29 protein-coding genes are annotated in these 25,555 nt (G+C 66.4%); 8 read left to right on the top strand and 21 right to left on the bottom strand.

The genetic code is table 11. The features are described 5' to 3' along the window. Position 1: 1 nt before the first annotated feature. From EG799_RS07295 to EG799_RS07245, 11 genes are all read right to left on the bottom strand, one after another. Complete coding sequence (locus EG799_RS07295; RefSeq protein ID WP_123879891.1) at positions 2-187, bottom strand: hypothetical protein; 186 nt, start codon at positions 185-187, stop codon at positions 2-4. Further along, entirely contained in the window at positions 184-549 is a 366-nt protein-coding gene (locus EG799_RS07290; protein WP_123879889.1) for a HesB/IscA family protein, read from the bottom strand. The genes EG799_RS07295 and EG799_RS07290 overlap by 4 nt, the downstream gene beginning before the upstream one ends. Next, on the bottom strand, positions 549-1,073 hold the full coding sequence (locus EG799_RS07285) for an SUF system Fe-S cluster assembly protein (protein ID WP_123879887.1): 525 nt from the start codon (positions 1,071-1,073) through the stop codon (positions 549-551). The genes EG799_RS07290 and EG799_RS07285 overlap by 1 nt, the downstream gene beginning before the upstream one ends. Beyond that, positions 1,073-2,260, bottom strand: coding sequence for an aminotransferase class V-fold PLP-dependent enzyme (locus tag EG799_RS07280; RefSeq protein WP_123879885.1), 1,188 nt, complete (start codon positions 2,258-2,260; stop codon positions 1,073-1,075). Before EG799_RS07280 ends, EG799_RS07285 begins: the two co-directional genes overlap by 1 nt. Then, the gene (locus EG799_RS07275; RefSeq protein ID WP_123879883.1) at positions 2,257-3,009 is read right to left on the bottom strand and encodes a SufD family Fe-S cluster assembly protein; all 753 of its coding nucleotides are present in this window, start codon (positions 3,007-3,009) and stop codon (positions 2,257-2,259) included. The genes EG799_RS07280 and EG799_RS07275 overlap by 4 nt, the downstream gene beginning before the upstream one ends. Beyond that, complete coding sequence (sufC, locus tag EG799_RS07270) at positions 3,006-3,752, bottom strand: Fe-S cluster assembly ATPase SufC (protein ID WP_123879881.1); 747 nt, start codon at positions 3,750-3,752, stop codon at positions 3,006-3,008. The genes EG799_RS07275 and sufC overlap by 4 nt, the downstream gene beginning before the upstream one ends. Continuing rightward, positions 3,752-4,309, bottom strand: coding sequence for an endonuclease domain-containing protein (locus EG799_RS07265; protein WP_123879879.1), 558 nt, complete (start codon positions 4,307-4,309; stop codon positions 3,752-3,754). Before EG799_RS07265 ends, sufC begins: the two co-directional genes overlap by 1 nt. A gap of 48 nt (positions 4,310-4,357) precedes the next feature. Beyond that, the gene (locus tag EG799_RS07260) at positions 4,358-4,924 is read right to left on the bottom strand and encodes a hypothetical protein (RefSeq protein ID WP_123879877.1); all 567 of its coding nucleotides are present in this window, start codon (positions 4,922-4,924) and stop codon (positions 4,358-4,360) included. Then, entirely contained in the window at positions 4,921-6,417 is a 1,497-nt protein-coding gene (gene sufB, locus EG799_RS07255; RefSeq protein WP_123879875.1) for a Fe-S cluster assembly protein SufB, read from the bottom strand. Before sufB ends, EG799_RS07260 begins: the two co-directional genes overlap by 4 nt. After that, entirely contained in the window at positions 6,414-6,824 is a 411-nt protein-coding gene (locus EG799_RS07250) for an SUF system Fe-S cluster assembly regulator (RefSeq protein WP_123879873.1), read from the bottom strand. Before EG799_RS07250 ends, sufB begins: the two co-directional genes overlap by 4 nt. Positions 6,825-6,953: 129 nt before the next feature. After that, a complete protein-coding gene (locus tag EG799_RS07245) occupies positions 6,954-8,762 on the bottom strand; it encodes a DUF885 domain-containing protein (RefSeq protein WP_234029067.1) in 1,809 nt (602 codons plus the stop codon). 280 nt (positions 8,763-9,042) lie between these two features. On the opposite strand from EG799_RS07245, the gene EG799_RS07240 reads away from it, so the two are divergent. The 4 genes from EG799_RS07240 (at position 9,043) to EG799_RS07225 (ending at position 14,048) form a co-directional block, all read left to right on the top strand. Beyond that, positions 9,043-10,074, top strand: coding sequence for a quinone-dependent dihydroorotate dehydrogenase (locus EG799_RS07240; RefSeq protein WP_181950879.1), 1,032 nt, complete (start codon positions 9,043-9,045; stop codon positions 10,072-10,074). 9 nt (positions 10,075-10,083) lie between these two features. Then, on the top strand, positions 10,084-11,781 hold the full coding sequence (gene ggt / locus EG799_RS07235; RefSeq protein WP_123879867.1) for a gamma-glutamyltransferase: 1,698 nt from the start codon (positions 10,084-10,086) through the stop codon (positions 11,779-11,781). A gap of 90 nt (positions 11,782-11,871) precedes the next feature. Continuing rightward, the gene (locus tag EG799_RS07230) at positions 11,872-13,668 is read left to right on the top strand and encodes an AMP-dependent synthetase/ligase (RefSeq protein ID WP_123879865.1); all 1,797 of its coding nucleotides are present in this window, start codon (positions 11,872-11,874) and stop codon (positions 13,666-13,668) included. Positions 13,669-13,670: 2 nt separating this feature from the next. Next, a complete protein-coding gene (locus EG799_RS07225) occupies positions 13,671-14,048 on the top strand; it encodes a hypothetical protein (protein ID WP_123879863.1) in 378 nt (125 codons plus the stop codon). Between the two features lie 224 nt (positions 14,049-14,272). Here EG799_RS07225 and EG799_RS07220 read toward each other — a convergent pair whose 3' ends face one another. From EG799_RS07220 to EG799_RS07210, 3 genes are all read right to left on the bottom strand, one after another. After that, entirely contained in the window at positions 14,273-14,803 is a 531-nt protein-coding gene (locus EG799_RS07220; RefSeq protein WP_123879857.1) for a hypothetical protein, read from the bottom strand. Positions 14,804-14,905: 102 nt separating this feature from the next. Continuing rightward, positions 14,906-15,898 (bottom strand): sulfur carrier protein ThiS, encoded by a 993-nt coding sequence (thiS, locus tag EG799_RS07215; protein ID WP_123879855.1) that lies wholly within the window; start codon positions 15,896-15,898, stop codon positions 14,906-14,908. A gap of 23 nt (positions 15,899-15,921) precedes the next feature. Further along, the gene (locus EG799_RS07210) at positions 15,922-16,290 is read right to left on the bottom strand and encodes a MerC domain-containing protein (protein WP_123879853.1); all 369 of its coding nucleotides are present in this window, start codon (positions 16,288-16,290) and stop codon (positions 15,922-15,924) included. Positions 16,291-16,419: 129 nt separating this feature from the next. Between EG799_RS07210 and EG799_RS07205 the strand changes: the two genes are divergently transcribed. The 3 genes from EG799_RS07205 (at position 16,420) to rpsI (ending at position 18,716) form a co-directional block, all read left to right on the top strand. Continuing rightward, positions 16,420-17,571 (top strand): COX15/CtaA family protein, encoded by a 1,152-nt coding sequence (locus EG799_RS07205; protein WP_123879851.1) that lies wholly within the window; start codon positions 16,420-16,422, stop codon positions 17,569-17,571. Between the two features lie 156 nt (positions 17,572-17,727). Beyond that, positions 17,728-18,207, top strand: coding sequence for a 50S ribosomal protein L13 (rplM, locus tag EG799_RS07200; RefSeq protein ID WP_123882934.1), 480 nt, complete (start codon positions 17,728-17,730; stop codon positions 18,205-18,207). Next, positions 18,207-18,716, top strand: a complete 510-nt coding sequence (rpsI, locus tag EG799_RS07195; RefSeq protein WP_123879849.1) for a 30S ribosomal protein S9 — start codon at positions 18,207-18,209, stop codon at positions 18,714-18,716. Before rplM ends, rpsI begins: the two co-directional genes overlap by 1 nt. A 93-nt stretch (positions 18,717-18,809) precedes the next feature. Here rpsI and EG799_RS07190 read toward each other — a convergent pair whose 3' ends face one another. The 4 genes from EG799_RS07190 to EG799_RS14210 all read right to left on the bottom strand — a co-directional run bounded on the left by EG799_RS07190 (position 18,810) and on the right by EG799_RS14210 (position 21,503). Beyond that, positions 18,810-19,190: a response regulator gene (locus EG799_RS07190; RefSeq protein WP_123879847.1), complete on the bottom strand. Its 381-nt coding sequence runs from the start codon at positions 19,188-19,190 to the stop codon at positions 18,810-18,812. A gap of 98 nt (positions 19,191-19,288) precedes the next feature. Beyond that, positions 19,289-20,146 carry a metallophosphoesterase family protein gene (locus EG799_RS07185; protein ID WP_123882932.1) on the bottom strand — a complete coding sequence of 286 codons (858 nt, stop codon included), beginning with the start codon at positions 20,144-20,146 and terminating at the stop codon, positions 19,289-19,291. Continuing rightward, a complete protein-coding gene (locus EG799_RS07180; protein ID WP_123879846.1) occupies positions 20,139-20,993 on the bottom strand; it encodes an acylglycerol kinase family protein in 855 nt (284 codons plus the stop codon). Before EG799_RS07180 ends, EG799_RS07185 begins: the two co-directional genes overlap by 8 nt. A 36-nt stretch (positions 20,994-21,029) precedes the next feature. Beyond that, positions 21,030-21,503, bottom strand: a complete 474-nt coding sequence (locus EG799_RS14210) for a hypothetical protein (RefSeq protein ID WP_234029065.1) — start codon at positions 21,501-21,503, stop codon at positions 21,030-21,032. Positions 21,504-21,526: 23 nt separating this feature from the next. Between EG799_RS14210 and EG799_RS07170 the strand changes: the two genes are divergently transcribed. Further along, a complete protein-coding gene (locus EG799_RS07170; protein WP_123879844.1) occupies positions 21,527-21,844 on the top strand; it encodes a UrcA family protein in 318 nt (105 codons plus the stop codon). Between the two features lie 109 nt (positions 21,845-21,953). Here EG799_RS07170 and EG799_RS07165 read toward each other — a convergent pair whose 3' ends face one another. From EG799_RS07165 to EG799_RS07155, 3 genes are all read right to left on the bottom strand, one after another. Further along, positions 21,954-22,718: a LytR/AlgR family response regulator transcription factor gene (locus EG799_RS07165; RefSeq protein ID WP_123879842.1), complete on the bottom strand. Its 765-nt coding sequence runs from the start codon at positions 22,716-22,718 to the stop codon at positions 21,954-21,956. Further along, complete coding sequence (locus tag EG799_RS07160; RefSeq protein ID WP_123879840.1) at positions 22,715-23,899, bottom strand: sensor histidine kinase; 1,185 nt, start codon at positions 23,897-23,899, stop codon at positions 22,715-22,717. Before EG799_RS07160 ends, EG799_RS07165 begins: the two co-directional genes overlap by 4 nt. 89 nt (positions 23,900-23,988) lie before the next feature. After that, positions 23,989-25,515, bottom strand: a complete 1,527-nt coding sequence (locus EG799_RS07155) for a fumarate hydratase (RefSeq protein WP_123879838.1) — start codon at positions 25,513-25,515, stop codon at positions 23,989-23,991. Positions 25,516-25,555 lie beyond the last annotated feature (40 nt).

Raw genomic sequence — 25,555 nt, 5'->3', positions numbered from 1 at the left:
CTCAGTCGCGCCGACGCCTCGCTGCGATCAGCAGGACCAGACCAAGGACCCCCATCCCGATCGCTCCGCCTTCGGGCGAACCGAGCAGGTCGATCATCCCGATCTCCTCGCCCGAATAGATGACGGCGAGGACCAGCGCGATGGCCAGGCTCAGCAGGCCGAGCGTCCGGAGAAGCCGGGGGCTCACACCATGAAGCTTTCGCCGCAGCCGCAGGCGCCCTTGGCATTGGGATTGTCGAACACGAAACCGGCGGTGAAGTCGTCCTCCACCCAGTCCATCGTGCTGCCCACCAGATACAGGACACTGGCCCCGTCGATGTAAAACATCCCGCCGGGCGTCTCGATCTTTTCGTCGAAACCCTCCTCCGCGGTGATGTAATCGACCGAATAGGCAAGCCCCGAACACCCACGGCGCGGCGTGGACAGCTTGACGCCGATCGCATCATCGGGTGCCTTCGCCATCAGATCCGCAACGCGCTGCTCGGCGGCGGGCGTCAGGACTACGGCGGCCTTGCGCGCGGCGCGGGTCTTCGTCTCGGTATCGGACATCACAGCATTCCCAGTTCGAGCCGCGCCTCATCGCTCATCTTGGAGGGATCCCACGGCGGATCCCATGTCACCACGACCTCTGCGTCGCGCACGCCCGGAATCGAGGCAACGCGCATCTCGATCTCGTTGGGCATGGTTTCGGCGACCGGGCAATGCGGGGTGGTGAGCGTCATCGTCACCGTCACGTCCGATTCGTCGGCCACCTCGACATTGTAGATCAGACCGAGTTCGTAGATGTTCACCGGGATTTCCGGATCGTAGATTTCCTTCAGCGCGTCGATCACCGATTCGTGGATAGCACCGCCCGGTTCGCCGGGCGCGACGGCTTCGGGCTTCTTCTGCAGGAAGCCTTCCAGGTAATCGCGCTTGCGCTCCATCTTCGCCCCGGCGCTCTCCGCCTCCGGCAGCGGCGCATCAGATACGCGAGCGCGAGGCGGCTTGTCCGGCGCGACGATCTGTTCGTTGGGAGCCGGCGCCGCGACGAAATCGGTTTCGTCGCCTTCTGTCTCGTGCGTTTCGTCCATCAGCCGAAAATCCTTCTCGTGCGTTCGATGCCGCGGATGAGCGCGGCGACGTCGTCCTCGTCGGAATACAGTCCGAAGCTGGCGCGGGCCGTCGCACTCACGCCGAGCCGTTCCATCAGGGGCTGCGCGCAGTGATGCCCGGCCCGGATCGCGACGTTCTCTTCGTCCAATATGGTGCCCAGATCGTGCGGGTGAATACCGTCCAGCAGGAAACTCACGATTCCCGCCGATTCGTCCGGACCGAACAAGCTCACATCGTTCATCGCGCCCAGCGCGTCGCGGGTCTGCGCCACCAGCGCCGCCTCGTGCCGGGCGATGGCGTCCATGCCGAAACCCGCCGTGTAGTCGCAGGCCGCGGCAAAGCCGATCGCCTCGACGATGGCCGGCGTGCCTGCCTCGAAACGCTGCGGCGGCGAGGCGTAGGTGCTGGTGCCGAAAGCCACCTTCTCGATCATCGCGCCGCCGCCCTGCCACGGCGGCATCGCATCGAGCAGGTCCGCCCGGCCCCACAGCGCGCCGATCCCGGTCGGGCCGTAGAGCTTGTGCGCGCTGAAGGCGTAGAAATCGCAATCGAGCGCGGCCACGTCCACCGGCAGGCGCGGTACCGCCTGGCACCCGTCAAGCAGCAGCTTCGCTCCCACCCCGTGCGCCAGCCTGGCGGCGCGCTTCGCGTCGAGCACCGAGCCGAGCACGTTGGAAACGTGCGCGAAGGAGACGATCGCGTGCTCCTCCGTCAGCATGTCCGCCGCCGCCTCCAGATCGATGCGCCCGTCATCCGTCACCGGACAGACGTCGATCTGCCAGCCGGCCAGTTGCCAGGGCACGATGTTGGAATGGTGTTCGAGTTCGGACAGCAGCACGCGGCGCTTGTCCGGCCAGCAGTGTGCGACGAGGTTGATCGCCTCGGTCGCGCCGCGGGTGAAGACGATCTCGTCCTGCGCCCCGCCGATGAAATCCGCCACCCGGCGCCGGGCCGCCTCGTAACCCAGTGTCATTTCCGCCGAACGAGAGTACACCCCCCGGTGGACGGTTGCGTAGTCGGCTCCGATGGAACGCGTCACCGCGTCGATCACGGCCTTCGGCTTCTGCGCCGTGGCGGCGCTGTCGAGATAGTGCCACGGCTCGCCATCCGCCGTGAGCAGGCCGGGAAAGTCCGCCTTGCGAGAGATGATGGTGGCGCTGCTCACAGCTGTGCCTTCGCCAGTGTGTCGACCGCCAGATCCAGCAGGCGTTCACGCGCCGCCTCGTCGTCCAGCATCATGAAGGCGTCGGCGATGAAGGCCCGGGTCAGCAGACGCTGCGCCGCACCTGGCGCGATGCCGCGGCTGGCCATGTAATAGCGCGCCTGTTCGTCCATCTGGCCGATGGCGGCGCCGTGTTCGCACTTCACGTCGTCGGCGTAGATTTCCAGCTCGGGCTTGGCGTTGGCGGACGCGCCGCGTTCCAGCAGCAGCCCCTTGAAACTCTGCGCGGCGTCGGTGCGCTGTCCGTCGCGGCCGACATCGATGCGCCCGAGGAAATTGCCGGTCGCCTGCCCCCAGTGCACGGCGCGCACGGTCTGGTTGCTGGTCGCGTCGGGGTGGCCGTGATCGGTGCGGGTGACGAATTCACGCACCGCGTCTCCGCCGCCGATGGTGACGCCCCCGAATTCGAAATGTGCGCCTTCGCCCAGATTCACGACGACCTCGACCCTGGCATAGTCCTGCGCCGCGATGACCGCGAACAGTTCGAGCCGCGCGCCCGGGGCCACCCTGGCACGGATGCGGCGCAGTTCAGGCTCGCCGCCGTTCAGCACGAAGCAGTCGCGATGCGTTTCCCCCTCGGCCACGTCGATGTCGTGCCATGCCTCGAACGTGGCGGGCGACAGACCCTTCAGCACGCCGGCATCGGCGTAGCGCCATTCCTCGTCCCTGATGGTGGGCAGATGGTCGGTCATACCGCCATCACCTCGTCATAGCCTTCGGCCTCCAGCTTCTTCGCGAGATCGGCGCCGCCGGTCTTCACGATGCGGCCCTTGCTGAGGATATGGACGAAATCGGGCTGCACGTAATCGAGCAGCCGCTGGTAGTGCGTGATCAGCAGCACGCCCTTGTCGGGTTTGCGCATGATGGCGTTGATCCCCTCGCCCACGGTCTTGAGCGCATCGATGTCGAGCCCGCTGTCGGTCTCGTCCAGCACAGCGAATTTCGGGTCGAGGATGCCCATCTGGACCATCTCGTTGCGCTTCTTCTCCCCGCCGGAAAAGCCGACGTTCACGTTGCGCTTCAGCATGTCCATGTCGAGCTTGAGCAGCGCCGCCTTCTCCTTGGCGACCTTCAGAAACTCGCCGCCCGACAGCGGCTCTTCCCCGCGGGCCTTGCGCTGGGAATTGAGCGCCTCGCGCAGGAACTGCACGTTGGAAACACCGGGGATCTCCACAGGGTACTGGAAGCCCAGGAACAGGCCCGCGGCGGCGCGTTCGTGCGGGTCCATATCCAGCAGATCGTCACCGTCGAAGGTGACGGAGCCGTCCGTCACCTCGTATCCGGGCCGGCCACCGAGAGCATAAGCGAGCGTCGACTTGCCCGCGCCGTTGGGGCCCATGATGGCGTGTATTTCGCCCGCGTTCACCTCGAGGTCGAGCCCCATGAGGATTTCGGTATCACCGACGGTGGCGTGGAGGTTTTCGATCTTCAGCATCAGTCTTTCCTGTCGCGTGTCGCGGTCCGGCGCGGCGGGCCGTTGCCGTCGCGGTCGTAGCGCGGCCTGGTCTGGCGCGGGTGTTCGGCATTATGGCGGCGGCGCGCCTCGCCCTTGTCGGCGATGCGCAGGCGCATGCCGGCGGTGATGCGCGCAAGCACGTCGTCCATGTTCTCGAGAATGTCGGCGGCCTTGATGTGCATCACGCGGATGCCGACCGATTCGAGGCTCTTGTCGCGGCGGCGGGCGAGAGCCTCGTCCTGATCCGGCTCGTCGATCAGGATCGCCATGCCGAGATTGTGGCAGTTGAAATCGACGATGGCGCTGCCGACCACGGCGTGCCGCTTGAAGGTGTAGCGCCCGAGATCGGCCTTGCTGAACCGCGCTGCGAGCGCCTTGTGCGCCTCGCTCGAAAAGCGCCGCATCTCGCGCGCCTGCTCGTGCAGCACGTCGAGCCGCTTGTCCGAAATCTTCCACCCCCGGCCCTTCTTCTCGAGCGCGGGGGCTTCGGCGGTTTCGGACGGATCGCGGAGCTGGAGGGTCTTGCGGTCGGTCATTAGGCGCGGCCCTTGCGGATCGGCATGCCGTAATCGCAACCGAGGTTTTCAATCGTAAACACGAGCAGCCTCTGCAGGATCGGGGTAAAGGGAATCAAGCAGCTCGGAAGCGAAATCTTCACGACCGCAGCTCATTCCCTGAAGTTCGAAACCAAACCCATCGAAACTGCGGATTAGTGCCACGAGCACATACATCGCCGCGTTGTAGTTCCAAGGATCGGTGTGATGCGAAAACCAGACAAGTCGATCGCCGACTGCAACGGGCCGCGCGGCACCCAATTCAGCCATTTGCTCAGCCAATTCAGATGGCTCATCGATCGACTGAATGCCGAAGTCTGGATCGCGAATGTCGCCGTCCAACAGCACCGGCATGACCATTTCGTTCGGCATCGAATACGGCGCGCCCACTTCCACGCCCAGCAGCCGAGCGTGCTGCTGATCAGTTATGGTCGTGATGATTGGCTCTAAAGGGACAGGAGCGAGGGGCGACTCCCACAAGTCCGCTCCGCGGTCTCCGAGGCGCGCCGGAAAACGTAATTCAACAAGCGCAGCGTCAAGCTGTCGCGCTGTGGGCCATGTGTGACCTGGCACGTGGACATTAATATCGAAGCTCACCCCACGCTCCCCTCGAGCGAAATCGCCAGCAGCTTCTGCGCCTCGACGGCGAACTCCATCGGCAGCTCCTTGAGCACCTCCTTGGCGAAGCCGTTGACGATCAGCGCCACCGCCTCTTCCTCGCCCAGGCCGCGCTGCATGGCGTAGAACAGCTGGTCGTCGGAGATCTTCGAGGTGGTCGCCTCGTGCTCGATCTGCGCGGTGGGGTTCTTTACCTCGATATAGGGCACGGTGTGTGCGCCGCATTCCTGGCCGAGCAGCAGCGAATCGCACTGGGTGAAGTTGCGCACGTTGTCGGCATTGGCGGCGACGCGCACCAAGCCGCGATAGGTGTTGTCGGACTTGCCGGCGGAAATGCCCTTGGAGATGATCGTCGAGCGCGAGCCGCGCCCGTTGTGGATCATCTTGGTGCCGGTGTCGGCCTGCTGGTAATTGTTGGTGACCGCGACCGAGTAGAACTCGCCCACGCTATCCTCTCCGTTGAGCACGCAGGAGGGATACTTCCACGTCACCGCCGAGCCGGTCTCGACCTGCGTCCACGAGATCTTCGAGCGCGCGCCCTGGCACAGGCCGCGCTTGGTGACGAAGTTGTAGATGCCGCCCTTGCCCTCGGCATTGCCGGGATACCAGTTCTGCACGGTCGAATACTTGATCTCGGCATTCTCGAGCGCGACCAGTTCGACCACCGCGGCGTGGAGCTGGTTCTCGTCGCGCATCGGCGCGGTGCAGCCCTCGAGGTAGCTGACGTAGCTGCCCTTCTCGGCGACGATCAGCGTCCGCTCGAACTGGCCGGTGTTCTCGGCATTGATGCGGAAATAGGTGCTCAGCTCCATCGGGCAGCGCACGCCTTCGGGGATGTAGACGAAGGTGCCATCCGAAAAGACCGCGCTGTTCAACGTGGCGAAGTAGTTGTCGCGTTGCGGCACGACCTTGCCGAGCCATTTTTTCACCAGTTCGGGATATTCGCGGATCGCCTCGCTGATGGAGCGGAAGATGACGCCTGCGCTTTCCAGTTCCTTGCGGAAGGTGGTGGCGACCGAGACGCTGTCGAACACCGCGTCCACCGCCACCTTGCGCGCGCCTTCGACGCCAGCCAGCACTTCCTGCTCGGCAATGGGAATGCCCAGCCGGTCATAGACGCGCTTGATTTCCGGATCGAGGTCGTCGAGCGATTCCAGCTTCGGCTTCGCCTTGGGTTCGGCGTAGTAATAGGCATCCTGGTAATCGATCGGCGGATAGCCGATCTTGGCCCAGTTCGGCTCGGGCATGTCCTGCCACAGGCGGAACGCCTTCAGCCGCCAGTCGAGCATCCATTCCGGCTCCTGCTTCTTGGCGGAGATGAAGCGGACGGTATCCTCGCTCAGGCCCTTGGGCGCAAAGTCCTGCTCGATATCGCTCGACCAGCCGTGCTCGTAATCCGCGGCCTTCGCGGCGGCGTCGCGCGCGGCCTTGTCCCGCACGGGCTTGTCCTGAAGGTCGACCTGTTCGTTCATGCCATTTCTTTCGTATTCGCAAGCTGGTTCAAGGTAATGTCCGCCAGCGCGCCCCGAATGGCGGCATTCACCTGCGGCCAATGGGGCCGCACGCTGCAATCGTGGTCGAGCATGCAGTCGGTCCCGTCCACGCAGGCAGTCAGGGCGATCGGCCCTTCCATCGCCTCGACGATATCGGCCAGGCTGATGGCGGCGGCGGGTCGCGCAAGCTGCAATCCGCCACCCGCGCCCCGGGTGGAGCGCAGCAGGCCGGCGGCGGTCAGTTTGCTGACGATCTTCTGCACCGTAGGCGCGGGCAGACCCGTTTCCGCCGCCAGTTCGCCCGCGCTCACCCGTCCGCCACCGCAATGGCGCGCGGCCGCGCCCATCGTGACGACGGCGTAATCGGCGAGGTTGGAAAGGCGCATGGCGCGTCCCTTGGGGTTAATCGGAGCAATTCGTTCCGATTTCACCTATGCATGCGACCGCCGGTTTCAACCGAAAACCGGTTGTTGCGAGTCGTTAGCGTTATTGTACTGACGCGCGCTACCGGGCGTCTACCGCTCCGTCTCCGCCGCGATCCAGCTATCGATGTTCTCCTCCAGGATCGACAATGGCACGGGTCCGTTGCGCAGCACCTGTTCGTGGAACTGGCGGATATCGAAATCATTACCCAGCGCGGCGCGGGCGCGTTCGCGCAGTTCCATGATCTTGAGCTTGCCGATCATGTAGGCGGTCGCCTGACCGGGATAGACGGCATAGCGCTCGATCGCCTTGCGAATGTCGCCTTCCGGGTTGGGGGTGTTTTCCTGCAGGTAGGCGATCGCTCGCTCGCGGCTCCAGCGCTTCGAATGAAGTCCTGTATCGACGACCAGCCGCGCGGCACGCCACAGTTCCATCTGCAGCCGCCCGAAATCGGAATAGGGATCGGTGTAGAACCCCATGTCCTTGCCGAGTTCCTCCGAATACAGGCCCCACCCTTCGGTATAGGCGGTGAAGCTACCGAAACGGCGGAAGGGCGGCAGATCCCCCAGACCGGTCTGGATGGCGCGCTGGAGATGGTGGCCGGGAATCCCCTCATGATAGACGAGCGCTTCAAGCTCGTTCCTGCTCATGTCGTTGAGATTGTAGAGGTTCACGTAATAGGTGCCCGGCCGCGAACCGTCAGGCGCGGGACTCTGGTAGAAGGCCTTGCCGGCGCTCTGTTCGCGGAACGCCTCGACCGGTTTCACCTGCAAATCGTATTCGGGCAGCGTCACGAAATATTGCGGCAGTCTGGCCTGCATGGCGTCGATCACGCCCTCGACATCGGCGAGATAGGCTTCGCGCGTCGGGTAATAGAACCGTTCGTCGGTGCGGGTGAACTCGAAGAAGTCCTGCAAGTCGCCTTCGAACCCGACCCGTTCCATGATGTCGCGCATCTCGTCGTGGATGCGGTCCACCTCGCGCAGGCCGAGCCGGTGGATCTGGTCGGCGGTCAGGTCGGTCGTGGTGTAATAGCGCAGCAGCGCATCGTAATAGGCTTCGCCTTCGGGAAGGCGCCAGATGCCGTCCTCGGTCGGTGCGATGGCCTGCTGTCGCTGCATTTCGGCATAGAGCCTTTCGTAGGCCGGAGCGGCGTGCTGCGCCCACGCCGCCTCGGCATCCGCGACCAGCCTGCTCCGCTCCGCATCGGTCAGGTCGAGCGCCGCGACCTTGCTGCGGAAATCCTCCAGCACCGCGTTGTCGTTACCGGCATCGAGGATGTTGCGGATATCGGACAGGACGTAGGGATACACCCAGTCGGGCGGCATGACGCCGTCGTCCGCCCGCTCTGCGGAGCGGCCACGCACCGTATCGAGTCCGTCCTCGATCCCCTCGATACGCGAGATGTAGTCGCGGGCCTGGTCGGCGTTCTGCACCGCGTGAACGTTTATCAGGAAGGCCGGGATGCCGCTTTGCAAGCCGTTCATCTGGTCGAAGAACCAGCCATAGTCGCGATAGGGTTCGAGCAGTTCGCTACGCGCGCTCATTTCTTCGAACAGGCGATAGGACAGCGCATCCTGCGGGGACAGGGTTGCCGGATCGTAAGTCGTCTGCATCCGGGCGAGATAGGCGCGGCGCAGGTCGCGCTGGGCATCCTCCGCCGCCTCGGTCGAATCGGACCATTCGCCGTAATCCTCGTCACGTATGCCGCGATAGGCCTTGCTCTCCGGAGACAGGGCCAGGCTCGCCTCGTCATACTCGTCGAAAAAGGCGTTGATGTCGGCGGGCGCCTCCGATTCGCGAGTCGCCGACACATTCGATTCGGTGGGCACCGTGGCGCAGGCGGTCAGCGCCAGCGCGCCGGAAAGAAGAAAAGGCGCGCGGGATGAATGGCGGAGCATGGCGTGTATCGGCCTCGTTTCGTGCTGTTTTGCGGCCATCGTAGGCCAGCATGGGCGACAAAAAAAGGGCGGCGCCCGAAGGCACCGCCCCGTATAGTGGAGGGTCCGCCGCGATAGATGCGGGCGAACCCCTCGGGTCGCAAGAATTGTCTAGCAGAGTCGGCTCGCGCGTAATTGTAAGAAGGCGACAGCGATACGGACTTTTGTCCTATACCAAGTTAGGCTGACAGCGCGCTGCCGGGTTGCGCAGCGGCCATCGCCGCTGCCATTGGACCGGGCGATGCTGTATTCCCTGCTCCGTCCGGCCTTGTTCCGTCTCGATCCCGAACGTGCCCACGGCCTCGCCGTGACGGCGCTGCGATACGGGCCGAAAGGGCGGCTCGCGGTGCCGGGGGGACCGCTGGCGACCCAGGTTGCCGGAATCGCCTTTCCCAACCCCCTGGGCATGGCGGCGGGTTTCGACAAGGACGCGCAGGCCGTGGACGCGCTGCTCGGGCTGGGATTCGGTTTTGTCGAGGTCGGCTCGATCACGCCGTTCGCGCAAGGAGGCAATCCGAAACCGCGCCTGTTCCGGCTGGAACGAGACCGCGCCGTCATCAATCGCATGGGGTTCAACAATGGCGGTGCGGAGGCCGCCGCCCGCCGGATCGCGACGCGCGCCGGGCGTGGCGGCGTTCTCGGCATCAATATCGGGGCCAACAAGGACAGCCGGAACCGCATCGCCGATTATGCCGCCATGACGAGCGCGATGGCACCGCTCGCCACCTACCTCGCCGTCAACGTCTCCAGCCCCAATACGCCCGGACTGCGCGCCTTGCAGGACGAAGGCGCGCTGACGGAACTGCTCGCCGCGGTGCTGGAAGCGCGCGGTGCGCAAGGGCCGCCGATCTTCCTGAAGGTCGCGCCCGATCTGCAGGCCGCCGATATCGAGGCCATCGCCCGGATCGCGCTCGATGCGAAGCTGGGCGCGCTGATCGTCGGGAACACGACCATCTCGCGTCCGCCCCTGGCCTCGCGCCACGGCGGCGAAGCCGGCGGCCTGTCGGGTCAACCGTTGAAACCGCTGGCCCTTGCCACCCTGCGCCTCTTTCGCGAAGCGACCGGCGGCGCGATGCCGCTTGTGGGCGTTGGCGGCATCGCCACCGCCGAGGACGCGTGGCAGCGTATCCGGGCGGGCGCCAGCCTCGTCCAGATCTACAGCGCGTTCACCTATCGCGGACCCGGCATCGCCCGCGACATCGTGCGGGGTCTGGAGCGATTGATGCAGCGCGACGGCTTCGCCTCCATTGCCGAGGCGGTCGGAAACGAATAGCGAACAGCCATGACTTTCAGACATCTGCTCCCCGCCGCCGCGTTCCTGTTGCTGCCGGCCTGCGCCACCCTTCCGGCTCAGCCCGCCACGACGCACAGGGGCGAAGGTATGGTCAGCGCCGCCGATCCGCGTGCGGCACAGGCGGGCGCCGAAATGCTGCGCCGGGGCGGTAGCGCGACCGATGCCGCCATCGCCACCATGCTGGCGCTTACCGTGGTCGAACCGCAGAGTTCGGGTATCGGCGGCGGCGGGTTCTACGTCCACTCTTCCCCCGATGGATCGGTCGACACGATCGACGGGCGCGAAAAGGCACCCGCCGAAGCGGGGCCGGACTGGTTTCTCGATCCCGATGGCGAACCGCTCGGCTTCATGGAGGCGGTGATCGGGGGGCGGTCCGTGGGCGTGCCAGGCACACTCGCACTCGCCGCGCTGGCGCATGAACGGCACGGTCGCCTGCCCTGGGCGGACCTGTTCCGGCCGGCCATCGCGCTGGCCCGGAACGGCTGGGATCTGACCGAGCGAGGCCGCATGTCGGCGGCGGACAATCTCGATCGCGCCGCTCACGAGCAGGCCGGACGCGACCTGTTCCTGAGCGCGAATGGCGCGGTGATGCCGGTGGGTACGCATCTTACCAACGCGGCGCTCGCCGACACGCTGAGCGCCATCGCAGCGGCCGGGCCGTCCGCCTTCTACGAGGACCGCGCCGAGGGACTGGCCGCCCATGTCGCCGAGGCCACGCCGGGCGAAGCCGCCATGCGAGCGGGCGATCTGCGCGACTATGCCGCCATCGTGCGCCCGCCCGTCTGCGGGTCGTACCGCAAATACCGCATCTGCGGCATGGGGCCGCCTTCCTCCGGCGCCACGACGGTGATCGCCATTCTCGGTCAGCTCGAAACGTTCGACATGGCCGCGCTCGGTCCGCAGTCCCCGGTGGCCTGGCATCTGTTCGCCGAGAGCCAGCGGCTCGCCTATGCCGACCGCGAACTGTATCTCGCCGATAGCGATTTCGTGTCCGTTCCCGTCACGGCGCTGACCGACCCCGACTACCTGCATCGCCGGGGTTCGCTCATCAGCGCCAATGCGACGCTCGGGCGCGTGGCGGCGGGGCGCGTGCCCGTCGAGGCCGCCCTCGCGGACGGCGACGAGCCCGAGGAACACGGCACCAGCCATTTCGCCATCGTCGACGGGGACGGCAACGCGGTGTCCTGGACCTCGACGATAGAGGGGCCGTTCGGATCGGGCCTGATGTATGGCGGCTTCTACCTCAACAACGAACTGACCGATTTCAGCTTCTCGCCGGAGAAGGATGGCGTACCGGTGGCAAACCGGGTGGAGGGATCGAAACGCCCGCGCAGTTCGATGGCGCCAACGCTGGTCTTCGACGCCGACGGTCGAATGGTGCTTGCCGTCGGCGCGGCGGGCGGCGCCACGATCCCGGTGCAGGTGGCCAAATCGCTGATCGGCTGGATCGACTGGGGCATGACCGCGCAGCAGGCGATCGCACTGCCCGTCCTGTTCTCGCCCGGCGACACGGTGGTGCTGGAACGGGGCAGCGCGCTGGGCGCGATGCAGGCTCCGCTCGAAGCGCTGGGGCACCGGGTCGAACTGCGCGATCTGCCGCTGAAGGCCAACGCCGTGGAATGGCGCGGCGGGCGCTGGGTGGGAGCCGCCGATCCGCGCAGCGAGGGCGTGGCGGTGCGCCCGTAAGTCCTCCCCTTGCCGCCGGCCCCGCCCCGGCCTAGCACGTCCGCGATGACGCGGCCGGCCGACCGGCGCGCTTGAGGGAGAGGCTGCCCGGTGGAATTGAGCGATATCGACAATGCGAGCAACCTGGTCTCGCTGTTCCTCCAGCGTGCTGACGAGCGCGGGGACAAACCGTTTCTGACTGCCAAGACCGATACCGGCTGGACATCCATCAGCTATGCCGAGGCCGCGGAGGCGGTCTGCCTGCTGGCCCAGCACCTGCGCGAACTGGGCCTGCACGAAGGCGACCGGGTAGCGATCGTGTCGGAAAACCGCCCCGAATGGTGCATCGCCGATCTCGCCATCATGGCGGCAGGCTGCATCACCGTTCCGGCCTACACCACCAATACCGAGGCCGATCACCGCCACATCCTCAACGATTCGGGTGCCTGCGCGGTGATCGTCTCGAACCCGAAGCTGGCCAAGCCGCTGTTCCCGGCGATCATGCACACCGGCCGGGCCAACAACGTCATCGCCATCGAACCCGTTTCCGCGTCGCAATCGGGGTATTTCGACCTGCACCAGTGGGCCGACATGACGACGGGAGACGCCGCCGCCGCCCGCCGCGCGGTGGAGGAGCGGATGGCTGGCGTCGAGCGGGAAGACATGGCCTGCGTCATCTACACCAGCGGCACCAGCGGCGCGCCGCGCGGGGTGATGCTGCATCACGGCGCGATCCTGTGCAACGTGCGCGGAGCGGCGACGGTGATCGAGCACGATTTCGGATGGGAGGAGGAACGCTTCCTGTCCTTTCTCCCTCTCAGCCATGCGTTCGAGCATACCGCCGGCTTCTACCTCCCGCTCGGTCTGGGGGCCGACATCTGGTTTGCCGAGGGGCTCGACAAGCTCTCCACCAATCTCGAGGAAGCCTCTCCCACGATCATGGTGGTCGTGCCGCGCCTGTTCGAGGTGCTGCGCGGCAAGATGATCAAGCAGATCGAGAAACAGGGCAGGCTCGCCAATTTCCTGCTCGGCCGCGCGCTGCGGCTGGGCGAGCGGCAGGCGGGCAACCGGGCGAACCTGCTCGACAAGCCCGACGACCTCCTGCTCGCCGCCACGCTGCGCCCGAAGATCCGGGAGAAGTTCGGCGGGCGGATCAAGGCGCTCGTCTCGGGCGGCGCGCCGCTCAATCCCGAGGTCGGCGGCTTCTTTTCCGCGATGGGGCTGGTCATGCTGCAGGGCTACGGCCAGACCGAGAGCGCGCCCGTCATCAGCTGCAACTATCCCAGCGCCGGCATCAAGCTCGACACCGTCGGCCCGCCGCTGCGCGGGGTGGAGGTCAGGATCGCGGATGACGGGGAAATCCTGGTGCGCGGCGAGCTGGTGATGAAGGGATACTGGCAGCGTCCCGAGGATACCGAGCGCACCATAATCGACGGCTGGCTGCATACCGGCGATATCGGCCATCTCGACGAGAAGGGCCGCATCGTCATCACCGACCGCAAGAAGGACATCATCGTCAACGACAAGGGCGACAACGTCGCGCCGCAGAAGCTCGAGGGGATGCTGACGCTCCAGCCGGAAATCAGCCAGGCGATGGTCACCGGCGACAAGCGGCCGTACGTCGTGGCGCTGATCGTGCTCGATGCCGAATGGGCGCATGGCTGGGCGCGCGACAACCAGATCGCCTTCGACATGACCGCGCTCAAGGACCTGCCCGCCTTCCGCAGCGCGGTGAAGGCGGCGATCGACCGCACCAATGCCGACCTGTCGGTGATCGAGAAAATCCGCAAGTTCGCCTTCGCCGACGAACCCTTCAGCGTCGACAACAACATGATGACACCGACGATGAAGATCCGCCGCATGCAGATCCGCGAGGAATACATGCCGCGGCTCGACGCGCTGTACTGACGATGCGCGCGGCACCGGCAGGCTGCATTGTGCTGGCGCTTGCCGGGTGCGACGGGGCGGTGTGCGACAACCGGATCGTCGACCGGCTGCCCTCCCCCGACGGCCGGTTCGAGGCCGTGGTGTTCGAACGCGACTGCGGGGCCACGACAGCATTCTCCACGCAATTGTCCATCGGTTCGCCCGGCATGACGCCGCGCGGCGCGGGCAACGTTTTCGTCGCCAGCCGGGGCCGTCCCCACGCGGAATGGAACGGTGCCGAGGCAACCGCCCGGTGGCTCGCCCCCGACCGGCTGGAAATCATCGTCGACAGCGAGGCGCAAATCTTCCACGAGCAGCAATATCTCGATGGCGTGGCGATGGTTTACCGCAAGGCGGGGTAGCGCGGGCGCAAGCCCGGCAATGATGACGAAGTTGACAGTGCGTCAACTTCCACGGACCGGTCAGAAAGCCCGGAATTGCGCCATTCCCGGGCTCCGATTCGGCACAAGGTACCGGTTGACACCTCGCGAGGGGAAAAAAGCGTGCGGCGGGAAAGGGGAAGCAAGGCTGCGGCATGACCGGCCGTCCATGCGCGCAGATCCGCGCTGTAGGAAAGCCCGCTGGCTCAGGCCGGCTCTTCCTCCACCCGTTCGGGATAGAAGGCAGGCTCGCGCATCGACCAGGCGGGGGCGGTGGCGGCGGCCTCGCTCAGGGTCTGCAACAGCTTCCGGCGCCGCTCCGGCGCGATCTGCGGCAACGACGCCGCGCCGCAGAACGCAGCGGGCAGATAGGGACGCGCCGCCGCACCAAGCAGTCGTTCGTAGAGGAAACGATACGCGGAGAAGCTGTCGATCCGCTCCATCGCCAGATCCTGGGCCGTCACGCGCAGCAGCGTGCCGATGAAGTCCTCGACCCCGTCGAAGCCGTCTTCGCCCGGAACCAGGGCGCGCAGATGGCGCAACTCCCGGTAGGCGAGATATTGCGAACGAATGGCGCGGTTGTCCTCGCTACCCGCGCTCCACGTCTTGAACGCATCGCCGCGCGCCAGCCCGATGTCGAGGCTGCGCTCGATGAACGCCCGCTCGGCGGCGGAAAAGCCGGCGAACTCGCGCATCTCGGCTATCGTCAGCGAAGCGGTCTGCCTTACGTGCCCCATATTCTTGCCATCCCATCCCTGTCCTTGCGGGAATGAGACTGCGCCCGGCATGGTTAATTTTCGGTGCAACAGGCGAACTGCCCTCCCCTCTGGCGAAAGCGCTCAGATCAGGCCGGCGAGCGGAGAGCTGGGATCGGCGTATTTGCGGCGGCCCATCCGGCCCGAAAGATAGGCCAGTCGCCCGGCTTCCACCGCCAGCTTCATCGCGCGGGCCATGCGAAGGGGATCCTTCGCCTCGGCGATGGCGGTGTTCATCAGCACACCGTCGCAACCCAGTTCCATGGCGACCGCGGCATCGGACGCGGTACCCACGCCCGCGTCGACCAGCACCGGAACGCTGGCGCCTTCCACGATCAGGCGGATCGTCACGAGGTTCTGGATACCGAGACCCGATCCGATGGGCGCGCCCAGCGGCATGACGGCGACCGCGCCCGCCTCCTCCAGCTGCTTCGCGGCGATGGGATCGTCCACGCAATAGACCATCGGCTTGAAGCCTTCGCCCGCCAGCGTCTCGCACGCCTTCAGCGTCTCGCGCATGTCGGGGTAAAGCGTCTTCGCCTCACCCAGCACCTCCAGCTTCACCAGCTCCCAGCCGCCCGCCTCGCGCGCGAGGCGCAAGGTGCGGACCGCTTCTTCGGCGGTGAAACAGCCGGCGGTGTTGGGCAGATAGGTGACACTGGCGGGGTCGATATGATCCATCAGCACGGGCTGCGAGGGATCGGACACGTTCACCCGCCGCACCGCCACGGTCACGATCTGCGCGCCGGCCGCCTCCACAGCGGCGGCGTTCTGGGCGAAATCCTTGTATTTGCCCGTGCCCACGATCAGCCGGCTGGTGAAGCGGTGGCCGGCAACCTCCCAGCCGTCGTCGTCGCTCGCCTGCCCCGAACCGCCGCCGACGAAATGCACGATTTCCAGCGTGTCGCCATCGCACAGCGCGCAATCGCCGAGCGTGGATCGGGGCGCGATTTCCCCATTGCGCTCCACCGCGACCTTTTCGGGCGCGAAACCGAGCTCGCGAACGAGATCGGCAATGGTGTCGGCGCCGGTCCGGCGGCTGTCGCCGTTGACGGTGATAGTCTTTGCAGCTGTCATGGTGACAGCGCAGATAGCGCGTGTCAGGCGTGACGCAAGTTGAGCACGTGGCCCGCCGCGACCAGCACCACGCCGATCATCGTCATCAGCGCTTCCTCCGCCCCGTGGCCCACGGCGAGCGCGCCGCCCATGAAGGACAGGCCCGTCATCGCCACCACAAAGGGCAGCGCGCGGCGATGGCGGAACGCTCCGGCCCCGATGGCCACGCCCGCGACGACGGTCGCGGCGAGAAGACCCCAGCGATGAATCGCGGGATCGAGCAGGTAATGCGCGCCGAAGCCCAGCCCGGCGACCAGTACGAGGGTCAGCATGCAGTGAACGAGGCACAGCGCCGACAGGAAAACGCCCGCGCGATCCAGCCGGCCGCGAATCCAGGGTGCCAGTTGAGCCATGTCGTGCATTTATGTAACGCTATAACATTGCGCAAGGGCCGGTTTGCCGCTCGTGCGTTTTTTAGCAGGATGCCGGTTTCGCGCCGGCGACTTGCGAATCCGCCTACGAAGGCGCAAATCGCAGCCGACATGACCGCCCTTTCCCGCATCTCCGCCAATTCGAACACCGAACACGGCCCCGAAACGGCAACAGGTCGGGCGCGGACGCGCGCGCCGCGACCCGGGGCGATCGCCGCGTGGCTGCTGGGCGTGGCGGCCCTGGTGGTGGCGATGGTGGTCGTGGGGGGGATCACCCGGCTGACGGAGAGCGGTCTTTCGATCACCGAATGGAAACCCGTGACGGGCGCCATCCCGCCGCTCGGCCGGGCCGACTGGCAGGCGGAGTTCGAGCTGTATCAGCGCACCGGCGAATACCGCACCGTGACCGGTCCGGCGGGCATGGATCTGGCCGCGTTCAAGTTCATCTATCTGTGGGAATGGTCGCACCGCCTGCTCGGGCGGCTGATCGGCCTCGTCTTCGCGGTGCCGCTGGCGCTGTTCTGGCTGCGCGGAGCCATCCCCGAAGGCTACAAGCCGCGCCTGCTGGCCCTGCTGGCCCTGGGCGGCCTCCAGGGCGCGTTCGGCTGGTTCATGGTCCGCTCGGGCCTGTCGGTCGAGATGACCGACGTGTCGCATTTCTGGCTGTCGATCCACCTGCTGACCGCGCTGGTAACGCTGGCCGGGCTGGTCTGGACCGCGCTCGACCTGCGCCGCCTGGCAAGCACCGGCGACAACGCGCCCGCCCGCCTGACCGGTCCGGCCGTCGCGGTCGGCGCCGTGCTCGTCGTGCAGCTGGTTCTCGGCGCGTGGGTCGCGGGGCTCAATGCCGGTCTCGCCTCCGACAGCTGGCCGCTGATGCAGGGACGCGTCGTGCCCGAGGTGGACTGGTCGCGCGGGGCGTTCTTCGCCGCGACGCACGATCCCTTCTTCATCCACTTCCTCCATCGCTGGTGGGCGTGGATCGCGGCGGCGGCACTGATCGTGCTGGCGCGGCGGGCGAAACCGCTGAACCCGGCGGTCGCGCGGACGATCCATGTCGCCGTCGGCACGCAGATCCTCCTCGGCATCGCCACCGTGCTTACCGGCGTTTCGCTGTGGATCGCGGTGGCGCACCAGCTCGTCGGGGCGCTGCTCGTGGCCAGCTTCGCCTGGGGGGCGCACGTCATCGGGCGGCGGGACCAGGCGATACCGCTCGCCACGCGACCTGTCACCGGGCCGGCCCGCGCCGCCGCGAATCCCTAAGGTATCATTTTACCTCTCCGCTAACCCGCGCGAATGCTTGACTTTGCGACCCTCGCGCGACAAATGCGCGCCTTCGCCGGGTTCCGCATGCGTGATTCTTCGCATGGCGGCTGCGACGGCGGCGATCCAGTCGCACTGATTATGGGAATGAAAGCCATGAAGGCGTTGCACAAGACGACGCGGTCGATCAAGCCGGCCGAAGTCGAGAAGAAATGGCATCTGATCGATGCGGAAGGGCTGGTCGTCGGCCGCCTCGCCACGATCGTCGCCAAGATCCTGCGCGGCAAGCACAAGCCGTCCTTCACCCCGCATGTGGATTGCGGCGATCACGTCGTCATCCTCAATGCCGACAAGGTCCGCTTCACCGGCAACAAGGCCGAGAAGAAGGTCTATTACAAGCACACCGGCTATCCGGGCGGGCTGAAGGAAGTCACCGCCGACAAGGTGCTGGCCGGGCGCTTCCCGGAGCGCGTGCTGGAAAAGGCGATCGAGCGGATGATCCCGACCGGTCCGCTGGGCCGCGCGCAGATGAAGAACCTGCACCTCTACAACGGCACCGAGCATCCGCATTCGGGTCAGAACCCCGAAACGCTCGACGTTGCCTCGATGAACCGCAAGAACAAGGTGACCGTCTGATGGCCGACGACAACAACACCGTTTCCGACCTGTCGGACCTGAAGGACATCGCCGCCGACGCGCCTTCCGCCGACGAGACGCAGACGCCGACGCAGCCGCTGCGCGATCAGGAAATTGATGCGCAGGGCCGCGCCTACGCCACCGGCCGCCGCAAGGATGCCGTCGCGCGCGTGTGGCTGAAGCCGGGCAGCGGCAAGATCACCATCAACGGCAAGGACCAGGAAGAATACTTCGTGCGTCCGACCCTGCGCCTGGTCATCAACCAGCCCTTCGCCATCTCGGAGCGTGAAGGCCAGTACGACATCGTCGCCACCGTGTCGGGCGGCGGGCTGTCGGGTCAGGCGGGTGCGGTGAAGCACGGCATCAGCCAGGCGCTGACCCGTTACGAGCCGGCCCTTCGCTCGACGGTCAAGGCCGCCGGCTTCCTTACCCGCGACAGCCGCGTGGTGGAGCGCAAGAAGTACGGCCGCGCCAAGGCCCGCCGCAGCTTCCAGTTCTCGAAGCGCTAAAGGCAAGGTCGCCGAAAGCACGAAGGGCGGTCCCCGGCGGGGCCGCCCTTTTCGTTTGCCGGCGAGCCAATGGCGCAATGGCCCAATGGCCCCTCAGGCGGCGGTGTTCGCCCGGGACAGCTTCTCGACCTCGCCCAGAAGCCGCTCGATCGTGACCGGCTTGGACAAATACGCGTCGGCACCCGCCTTGCGGATGCGGTCTTCCTCCCCCCTGCCGGCAAAGGCGGTGACCGCGAGAATGGGCGTGTCGCGCAATTGGGCGTCGCGTCGCATCATGCGGATGAGCCTGAGGCCGGAGACGTTCGGCAGGTGAATGTCCATGGTGACAAGGTCGGGGCGAAATGCGCGCGCCTCCTCCATCACCGCGCCGCCATCGGAGACGACGGCCACCTCGTAGCCGTGCCCTTCCAGCACGTCGTGGAAGAACATGCGGTTGAGCAGGTCGTCCTCGACCACAAGGATGCGCATAGCCATTCGGAACACTACCACCGGGCCGGCCCCGGGTGCCCGCCAGATCGACGGAACGAAACGACCGGGCGGCGAAGCGTGGTTAAGACCGCCCTTACAAGCGGCTAATGCACCGGCGGATCGGTGCGGGGCACCTGCGCGACCGGTGCGACCGGTTCGCCCGGGCCGCGCGGCGGCGTCGCATCCTCGGGAACGTCCTCGATCATCATGTCGCGCGTATCGACGTCGTCGAGATTGCGGACCTCGACGCGCAGGCGCTCACCGTCCCAGTGCAGTTCGTTGAAGCCGGGCGGGGTCGACCGGACCCGCTGCGACAACGTGCCGGCCCCGATCATCCGGACCGTGCCGTCGACCGTCTGTTCCATGATGTCGAAGGCGTCGTGAACGTGTCCCGACAGCACGGCCAGTACCGGCCGCCGGGCGAGTTCGGTCAGGGCCTTCATTCCGTGCCTGGTCAGCGCCGTGCCTTCGGTCCCCACTTCGCGCAGCGGATGATGCACGGTCACCAGCGCCTGCGTTCCGCCGGGCAGCCGGTCGATCGCATCGAGACACTTCTTCAGCGCGGCATCGGTGATCCAGCCCTTCGACCAGTTGAGCCGCGGCTGCGCGCGTACCGCCGTCTTCAACGGAACGATGGCGAGGCCCGGCAGGTCGATCTCGCGTTCGACGACGTGCTCCATTCCGTGAAACCGCTTGTAGGGCGCGAAGAAGCGCTCGATCGGGTTGAAATAGGGCATGTCGTGATTGCCGACCTCGACCGTCACGGGCACGTCCAGCGCGCGTATCCAGCGGGTCGCCGCCGCGAATTCGCGGTGCCGGGCACGCATCGTCAGATCACCGGTGATGGCGATGGCGTCGGGCCGCTTCTCGGCGATTTCCTGAACCACCCAGTCGAGCGCGCGATTGTCCTCCAGCCCGAAATGGATGTCGGACAGGTGAAATAGCAGCTTTTCGTCAGTCATCATCGAGGGTCGATAGGAGGTCTAGCCCCGCTTCGGCCAGTGCAAAGCGCACCGGCCCCTTCGCCCGTTGCGGTTCCCCGTCGAGCAGCACCCCGAAACCGCCGTGCTCCACGCCCTGCAAGGTCAGGGCGGTCTCGCGACCGAGAAGGTCGTGGGGCCCCTCGCGAAAGTCGCGGCGCACGAGCGCCCAGGTCTGCTCGAGGAATTCGCCCACCGTCTCGGCGTGGTAGGCGGTCACGTCGCAATGGTCGTCGTGCGGCGTCAGCAGCAGCAGAGGATAGCCCTCGCGCCGGCCCAGATCGGGGTCGGTGCAACGGATCGGGTCGCCGGACAGCGTTTCGTTGAAGGCTTCGCCGATATGGGCGGGCATGTCGACGATGTCGGTGCCGCGCATGTCCTCGCGCACGGTGTTCCACCGCGTGCCCGGACCCGCCAGCAATCCGGCATAGGCGTTGCCGAGCTCGCTGGCGATGATGCCCGGCCGCCGCCGCCGGGCGCGGCCGCGCGCGAAAGCGTCGATGGCTTCTTCCATTTCCAGCTCGCCGAACAGCCGATGATAGAGCAGGTTCATGGTGCCGCCCGGCAGGATCAGGGCGCTGCCGCTCCATCCCGACAGGGCGTCGAGGGCGGCGTTGATCGTCCCGTCGCCCGCGAAGACGACGACGGTTTCGATGCCGGCCGTGTCGAGCATGGCTCCGGTCGGCAGATCCTGTTCGGGAAAATCGGTCGTATGCGCCACGCGCAGCCCGCATTCCTCGCAACTGTCGTGAAAGGCTTGCAGCGCGGGCGGCGCGTTGCTGCCGCTATCGGCGTTGTGAATGAGCCACAGGGGGCGATCGTCGGCCATGTCATTCAAAAGCCACGCGAAGCCCAGGCGTTCCCGTCAGATCCGGCGGGACAGGATCAGCCAGGCCGCCCCGCCATTGATGGCGGAATAAAGAAGATAGGCCCACAGACCGGCCAGGTGTCCGTCGGCGATGGCCAGCATGGCTGCGCACAGCAGGACGAATTCTAGACCGAGGCTGACCGTGCGCGCGGCCCGGTAAGCGCCCGGAGACACGGCCCGCATCATCGCATGGCCGCTTTCCAGCACGGCCCGGTGCCAGGCGAAATTGCCGATTCCCAGCAGGAAGGTGACGATCAGCGCCATGTGACAGCCCTGCCCCATCGCGCGGCGCGCTGCAAACCGCCCTTCGTCCGGCGTCGTGCGCCGTTCGTCGGGTTCGGTTCCCGCCGGTCGATGGCCGCCGCGTCCAGGTCGATGGGCGGAGGAACACCGACAAAGGTCCATGTATCTCCTGACCTCGCGCCGCAGCTGCTCCAGTCCCACCGGCTGCGGCGCAACCAACCCGATCAAGCGGGACGGATGAGGAAACCATCATGATCCGATCCAAGAGCATCGTGCTGGCGCTTGCCGCCGCCGGACTCACCCTCTCGGCAGGCGCGCAGGCCGCGCCCGAGGAACAGCAGCGCAGCACCGCCGTGCGTTACACCGATCTCGACCTGGCAACCGCCGATGGCGTGGAAGAACTCGACCGCCGGATGGACCGCGCGGCGCGCTACGTGTGCCGCTACAACGAAACGGATGTCGGCACCCGCATCCGTTCGCGGGAAACCCGTGACTGCGTGGACCGGGCCCGGGCTCAGCTCGACCGTCGGTTCGCCCAGATCAAGCGGGAGGCGCGGCTCGGCGGCTGATCCTTCCGCCCGATCCGTGGAAGGGCGCCGCTACCCCGAGCGGCGCCCTTCATTCTCGTGCAGGGGTGATGTGCGGCGCGCATCGCGCCCGTCGCCGCGTCCGGTACGATCAGCGTCCGGCCATCGCCTTCACGCTCTTGAGATAGGTGCGCCCGATACGCAGCGCCTCGCCATCCTCCAGTTCCGCGCACCATACGCCCAGCCCCTCGTGCCTCAGGCCGGTGATGAAATCCTTGCGCAGGATCGTGGAGCGATGAATGCGGATGAACCTGTCCGGATCGAGCTTTGCCTCCAGCCCGGCGATCGTCTGTAGCAGCAGATAGCTGGCATCGCCGACATGGAGGCGGACGTAGTCGCGTTCGGCATCGATGCGGTGGACGTCGGCGGCGTCGATGCGCAGCAGTTCGGAGCGGTTGGGTACCCAGAATTCGGTCAGCCAGCGGCCGGATTCCCGGTCATCCGCGCCGCGCTCTTCCCGCCGCGCGAGAGCGCGGGCGATCGCCCGTTCGAGACGCTCGCCGCCAACGGGTTTCAGAACGTAGTCGACCGCTTCGATATCGAAGGCTTCGACGGCGAAATTCTCGTGCGCGGTGACGAAGATGACAGCGGGCGGAGACGCCTTGGTGGCCGCCTGGCGCGCCACGGTCAGACCGTCCATTCCGGGCATCGTCATGTCCAGCAGCAGCAAGTCGGGCGCGAGCTTGTCGGCCAGGCGGAGCGCGGATTCGCCGTCGCTCGCGGTGCCGATGACCGTCAGATGCGCGATTTCCGCGCACAGAACCTGCATCCGCTCGATCGCCAGCGGCTCGTCATCGACGATCAGCGTGCGCAGCGTGGTGGCGGGATTGTCGTTCGTGGCGGCCTTCCCCGTCATGCGGCCCGCGCCTCCCTCGCGCGCAGCAGCGGCAGCCGCAGATGCGTGGCGTAACCGCCGGGTACCCGTCCCGACACGACGTTCGCCTCCCGGCCGAACCGCGCTTCCAGCCGCTGCCTGACATTCTCCACGCCGATGCCGAAGCCGGGCGTCCCGGTGTCGTCGTGCTCGTCTCGCTGCCCGTCGTCGGCGACCGTCACCACCAGCCGCCCGTATTCCTCGCGCGCCGAGAGCGTGACGGTGATCTGATCGGAGGACGGCGCGACGGCGTGCTTGACCGAATTTTCCACCAGCGGTTGCAGGATCATGCCTGGCACCAGCGCGCTCTCCAGCTCGGCAGGAATGTCGTAGCGCGTCTGCATCCGCAGCGGAAACCGCACAGTCTCGATGTCGAGATAGAGCTTCTGCAGGGCGATCTCGTCGCGCAGCGGCACGTCCGAGGTGGGATCGTCGGCGAGGCTGCGGCGGTAGAAGGTGCTGAGCATCTGGATCATCCGCTCGGCCGCCTGCGTCTTCCCGGTCAGCACGAGGGCAGACAGCGAATTGAGCGTGTTGAACAGGAAATGCGGATTGACCTGGTAGCGCAGCGAACGCAGCTCGGCGGCCTTTGCCGCACGGCGAAACTCGCCCTCGCGCCGCTCCGCCGCGCGCGCTTTCTCCCCGGTCAGCAGGGCGAGGTAGAGCGCGCACCACGCAAGCAGCATGAAATAGCGTCCGAAGGTGAGTTCCGTGAGGCGGTAGAACTGCGAATCGATGACCGGGATGCCGCCGTCCGCCATCAGATCCTCGTTCTGCAGATCCTCGTTTTCGGGATCGGGGACGCCGGCCTGTTCGCGCACCTGCCGATCGAGCTGCGACTGCATCGAATCGAAGACGAAGGCGTTGGTCTGAGCGGTCAGCAGGGCGGCGGGAAGCGCCAGCACCAGCGCCGCGACGATCTTGACCCACAGCCGCTGCGAATCGAACGGTCGCAGGACCAGCCACAGGCCCAGCGTGATCGCCATTCCGCACAGCGTGGCGGCGATACGCAGCCAGATCAGCCCGCCGAAATCGGGCAGCGCGAGAAGCTCGCCCCGAAGGGTTACGAGCGCGAAATAGGTCGCCCACAGTCCGATGATGGACAGCGCCACCGTTCGAAACGGCACGCGGGCGGGCTGGTTATCGGGTTGGCCGGATACCATCGGCGCTTTCTAGCCGGTTTGCGTACCGCGAGACAGCCTTTCGCGTGTCCCCCATCGAACGAGGTATGCCGCCCGTCGAGCCGACCGGCCTATTTCGCCGCAAGCAGACCCTCCTCGCGGATCTTCCGGCGCCAGTGCAGCGGCGCGAGGGTGTGGACGTTGTTGCCGCGCGAATCGACGGCCACGGTGACGGGCATGTCCTTCACGGTGAATTCGTAGATCGCCTCCATTCCCAGATCCTCGAACGCGACGACCCGGGAAGCCTTGATGGCGCGGCTGACGAGGTAGGCGGCGCCGCCCGTCGCCATCAGGTAGGCGACCTTGAACCGGCTGATAACCTCGACCGCGTCGGCGCCCCGCTCGGCCTTCCCGATCATCGCCAGCAGACCCTGATCGAGCATCATCTCGGTGAACTTGTCCATGCGCGTGGCGGTGGTGGGGCCGGCGGGGCCGACGACTTCGCCCAAGACCGGATCGACCGGTCCGACGTAGTAGATCGCCCGCCCGCGGAAATCGACCGGCAGCTGCTCGCCTGCATCCAGCATGTCCTTGATTCGCTTGTGCGCCGCATCGCGCCCGGTCAGCATCCTGCCCGACAGCAACAGACGGTCGCCGCCCTCCCAGCTGGCCACCTCCCCGGGCGTCAGCGCATCGAGATCGACCCGCTTCGCCTCGGCATCGGGTTCCCAGCGGACATCGGGCCAGGCGTCGAGATCGGGCTGCGCCAGATAGGCCGGCCCGCTGCCGTCCAGCGTGACATGCGCGTGACGGGTCGCGGCGCAGTTGGGGATCATGGCAACGGGCTTTCCCGCCGCATGGCAAGGCCAGTCCAGAATCTTGACGTCGAGTACGGTGGCAAGGCCACCCAGCCCCTGCGCCCCGACGCCCATCGCGTTGACCGCGTCGTAGATGTCGATGCGCAGCTGCTCGATATCGGTTCTGGCCCCCCGCTCCTTCAGTTGCGCCATGTCGATCGGCTCCATCAGCGACTGCTTGGCGAGCTTGATGCACTTTTCCGCGGTGCCGCCTATGCCGATGCCGAGCATCCCCGGCGGACACCAGCCTGCACCCATCGAGGGTATCTGCTCGAGCACCCACTCGACGATGTTGTCGGACGGGTTCATCATCTTGAACTTGCTCTTGTTCTCGCTGCCCCCGCCCTTGGCGGCGACGTCGATGCCGACCGTTGCGCCGGGCACCATTTCCACGTCCAGCACGCAGGGCGTGTTGTCGCGCGTGTTGCGCCGGGTGAAGGCGGGGTCGGCGAGGATGGACGCGCGCAGCGTGTTGTCCGGATCGGTATAGGCGCGCCGCACGCCTTCATCGACCACCTCCTGCAGCGAGCGGCCGGATTCGAGGCGGCAGTCCTGGCCCCATTTCAGGAAGACGTTGACGATACCGGTATCCTGACAGATCGGACGATGCCCCTCTGCGCACATGCGGCTGTTGGTCAGGATCTGGGCGATGGCGTCCCTGGCCGCGGCCCCCTGTTCCGCCGCATGCGCTTCGCCCAGCGCGCCGATGTAATCCATCGGGTGGTAATAGGAGATGTATTGCAGGGCATCGGCGATCGTCTCGATCAGGTCTTCTTCGCGGATGGTGACCGGGTCGTTCATCGTGTCGTCCTGCAGGAGTGTTGGGGCGGTTGCCGTTCGT

This window comes from Aurantiacibacter spongiae (genome assembly GCF_003815535.1).
In the GTDB taxonomy this organism is placed as follows: domain Bacteria; phylum Pseudomonadota; class Alphaproteobacteria; order Sphingomonadales; family Sphingomonadaceae; genus Alteraurantiacibacter; species Alteraurantiacibacter spongiae.
Note: the sequence above shows the minus strand (reverse complement) of the source record. Positions and strands in the feature narration are given on the sequence as shown.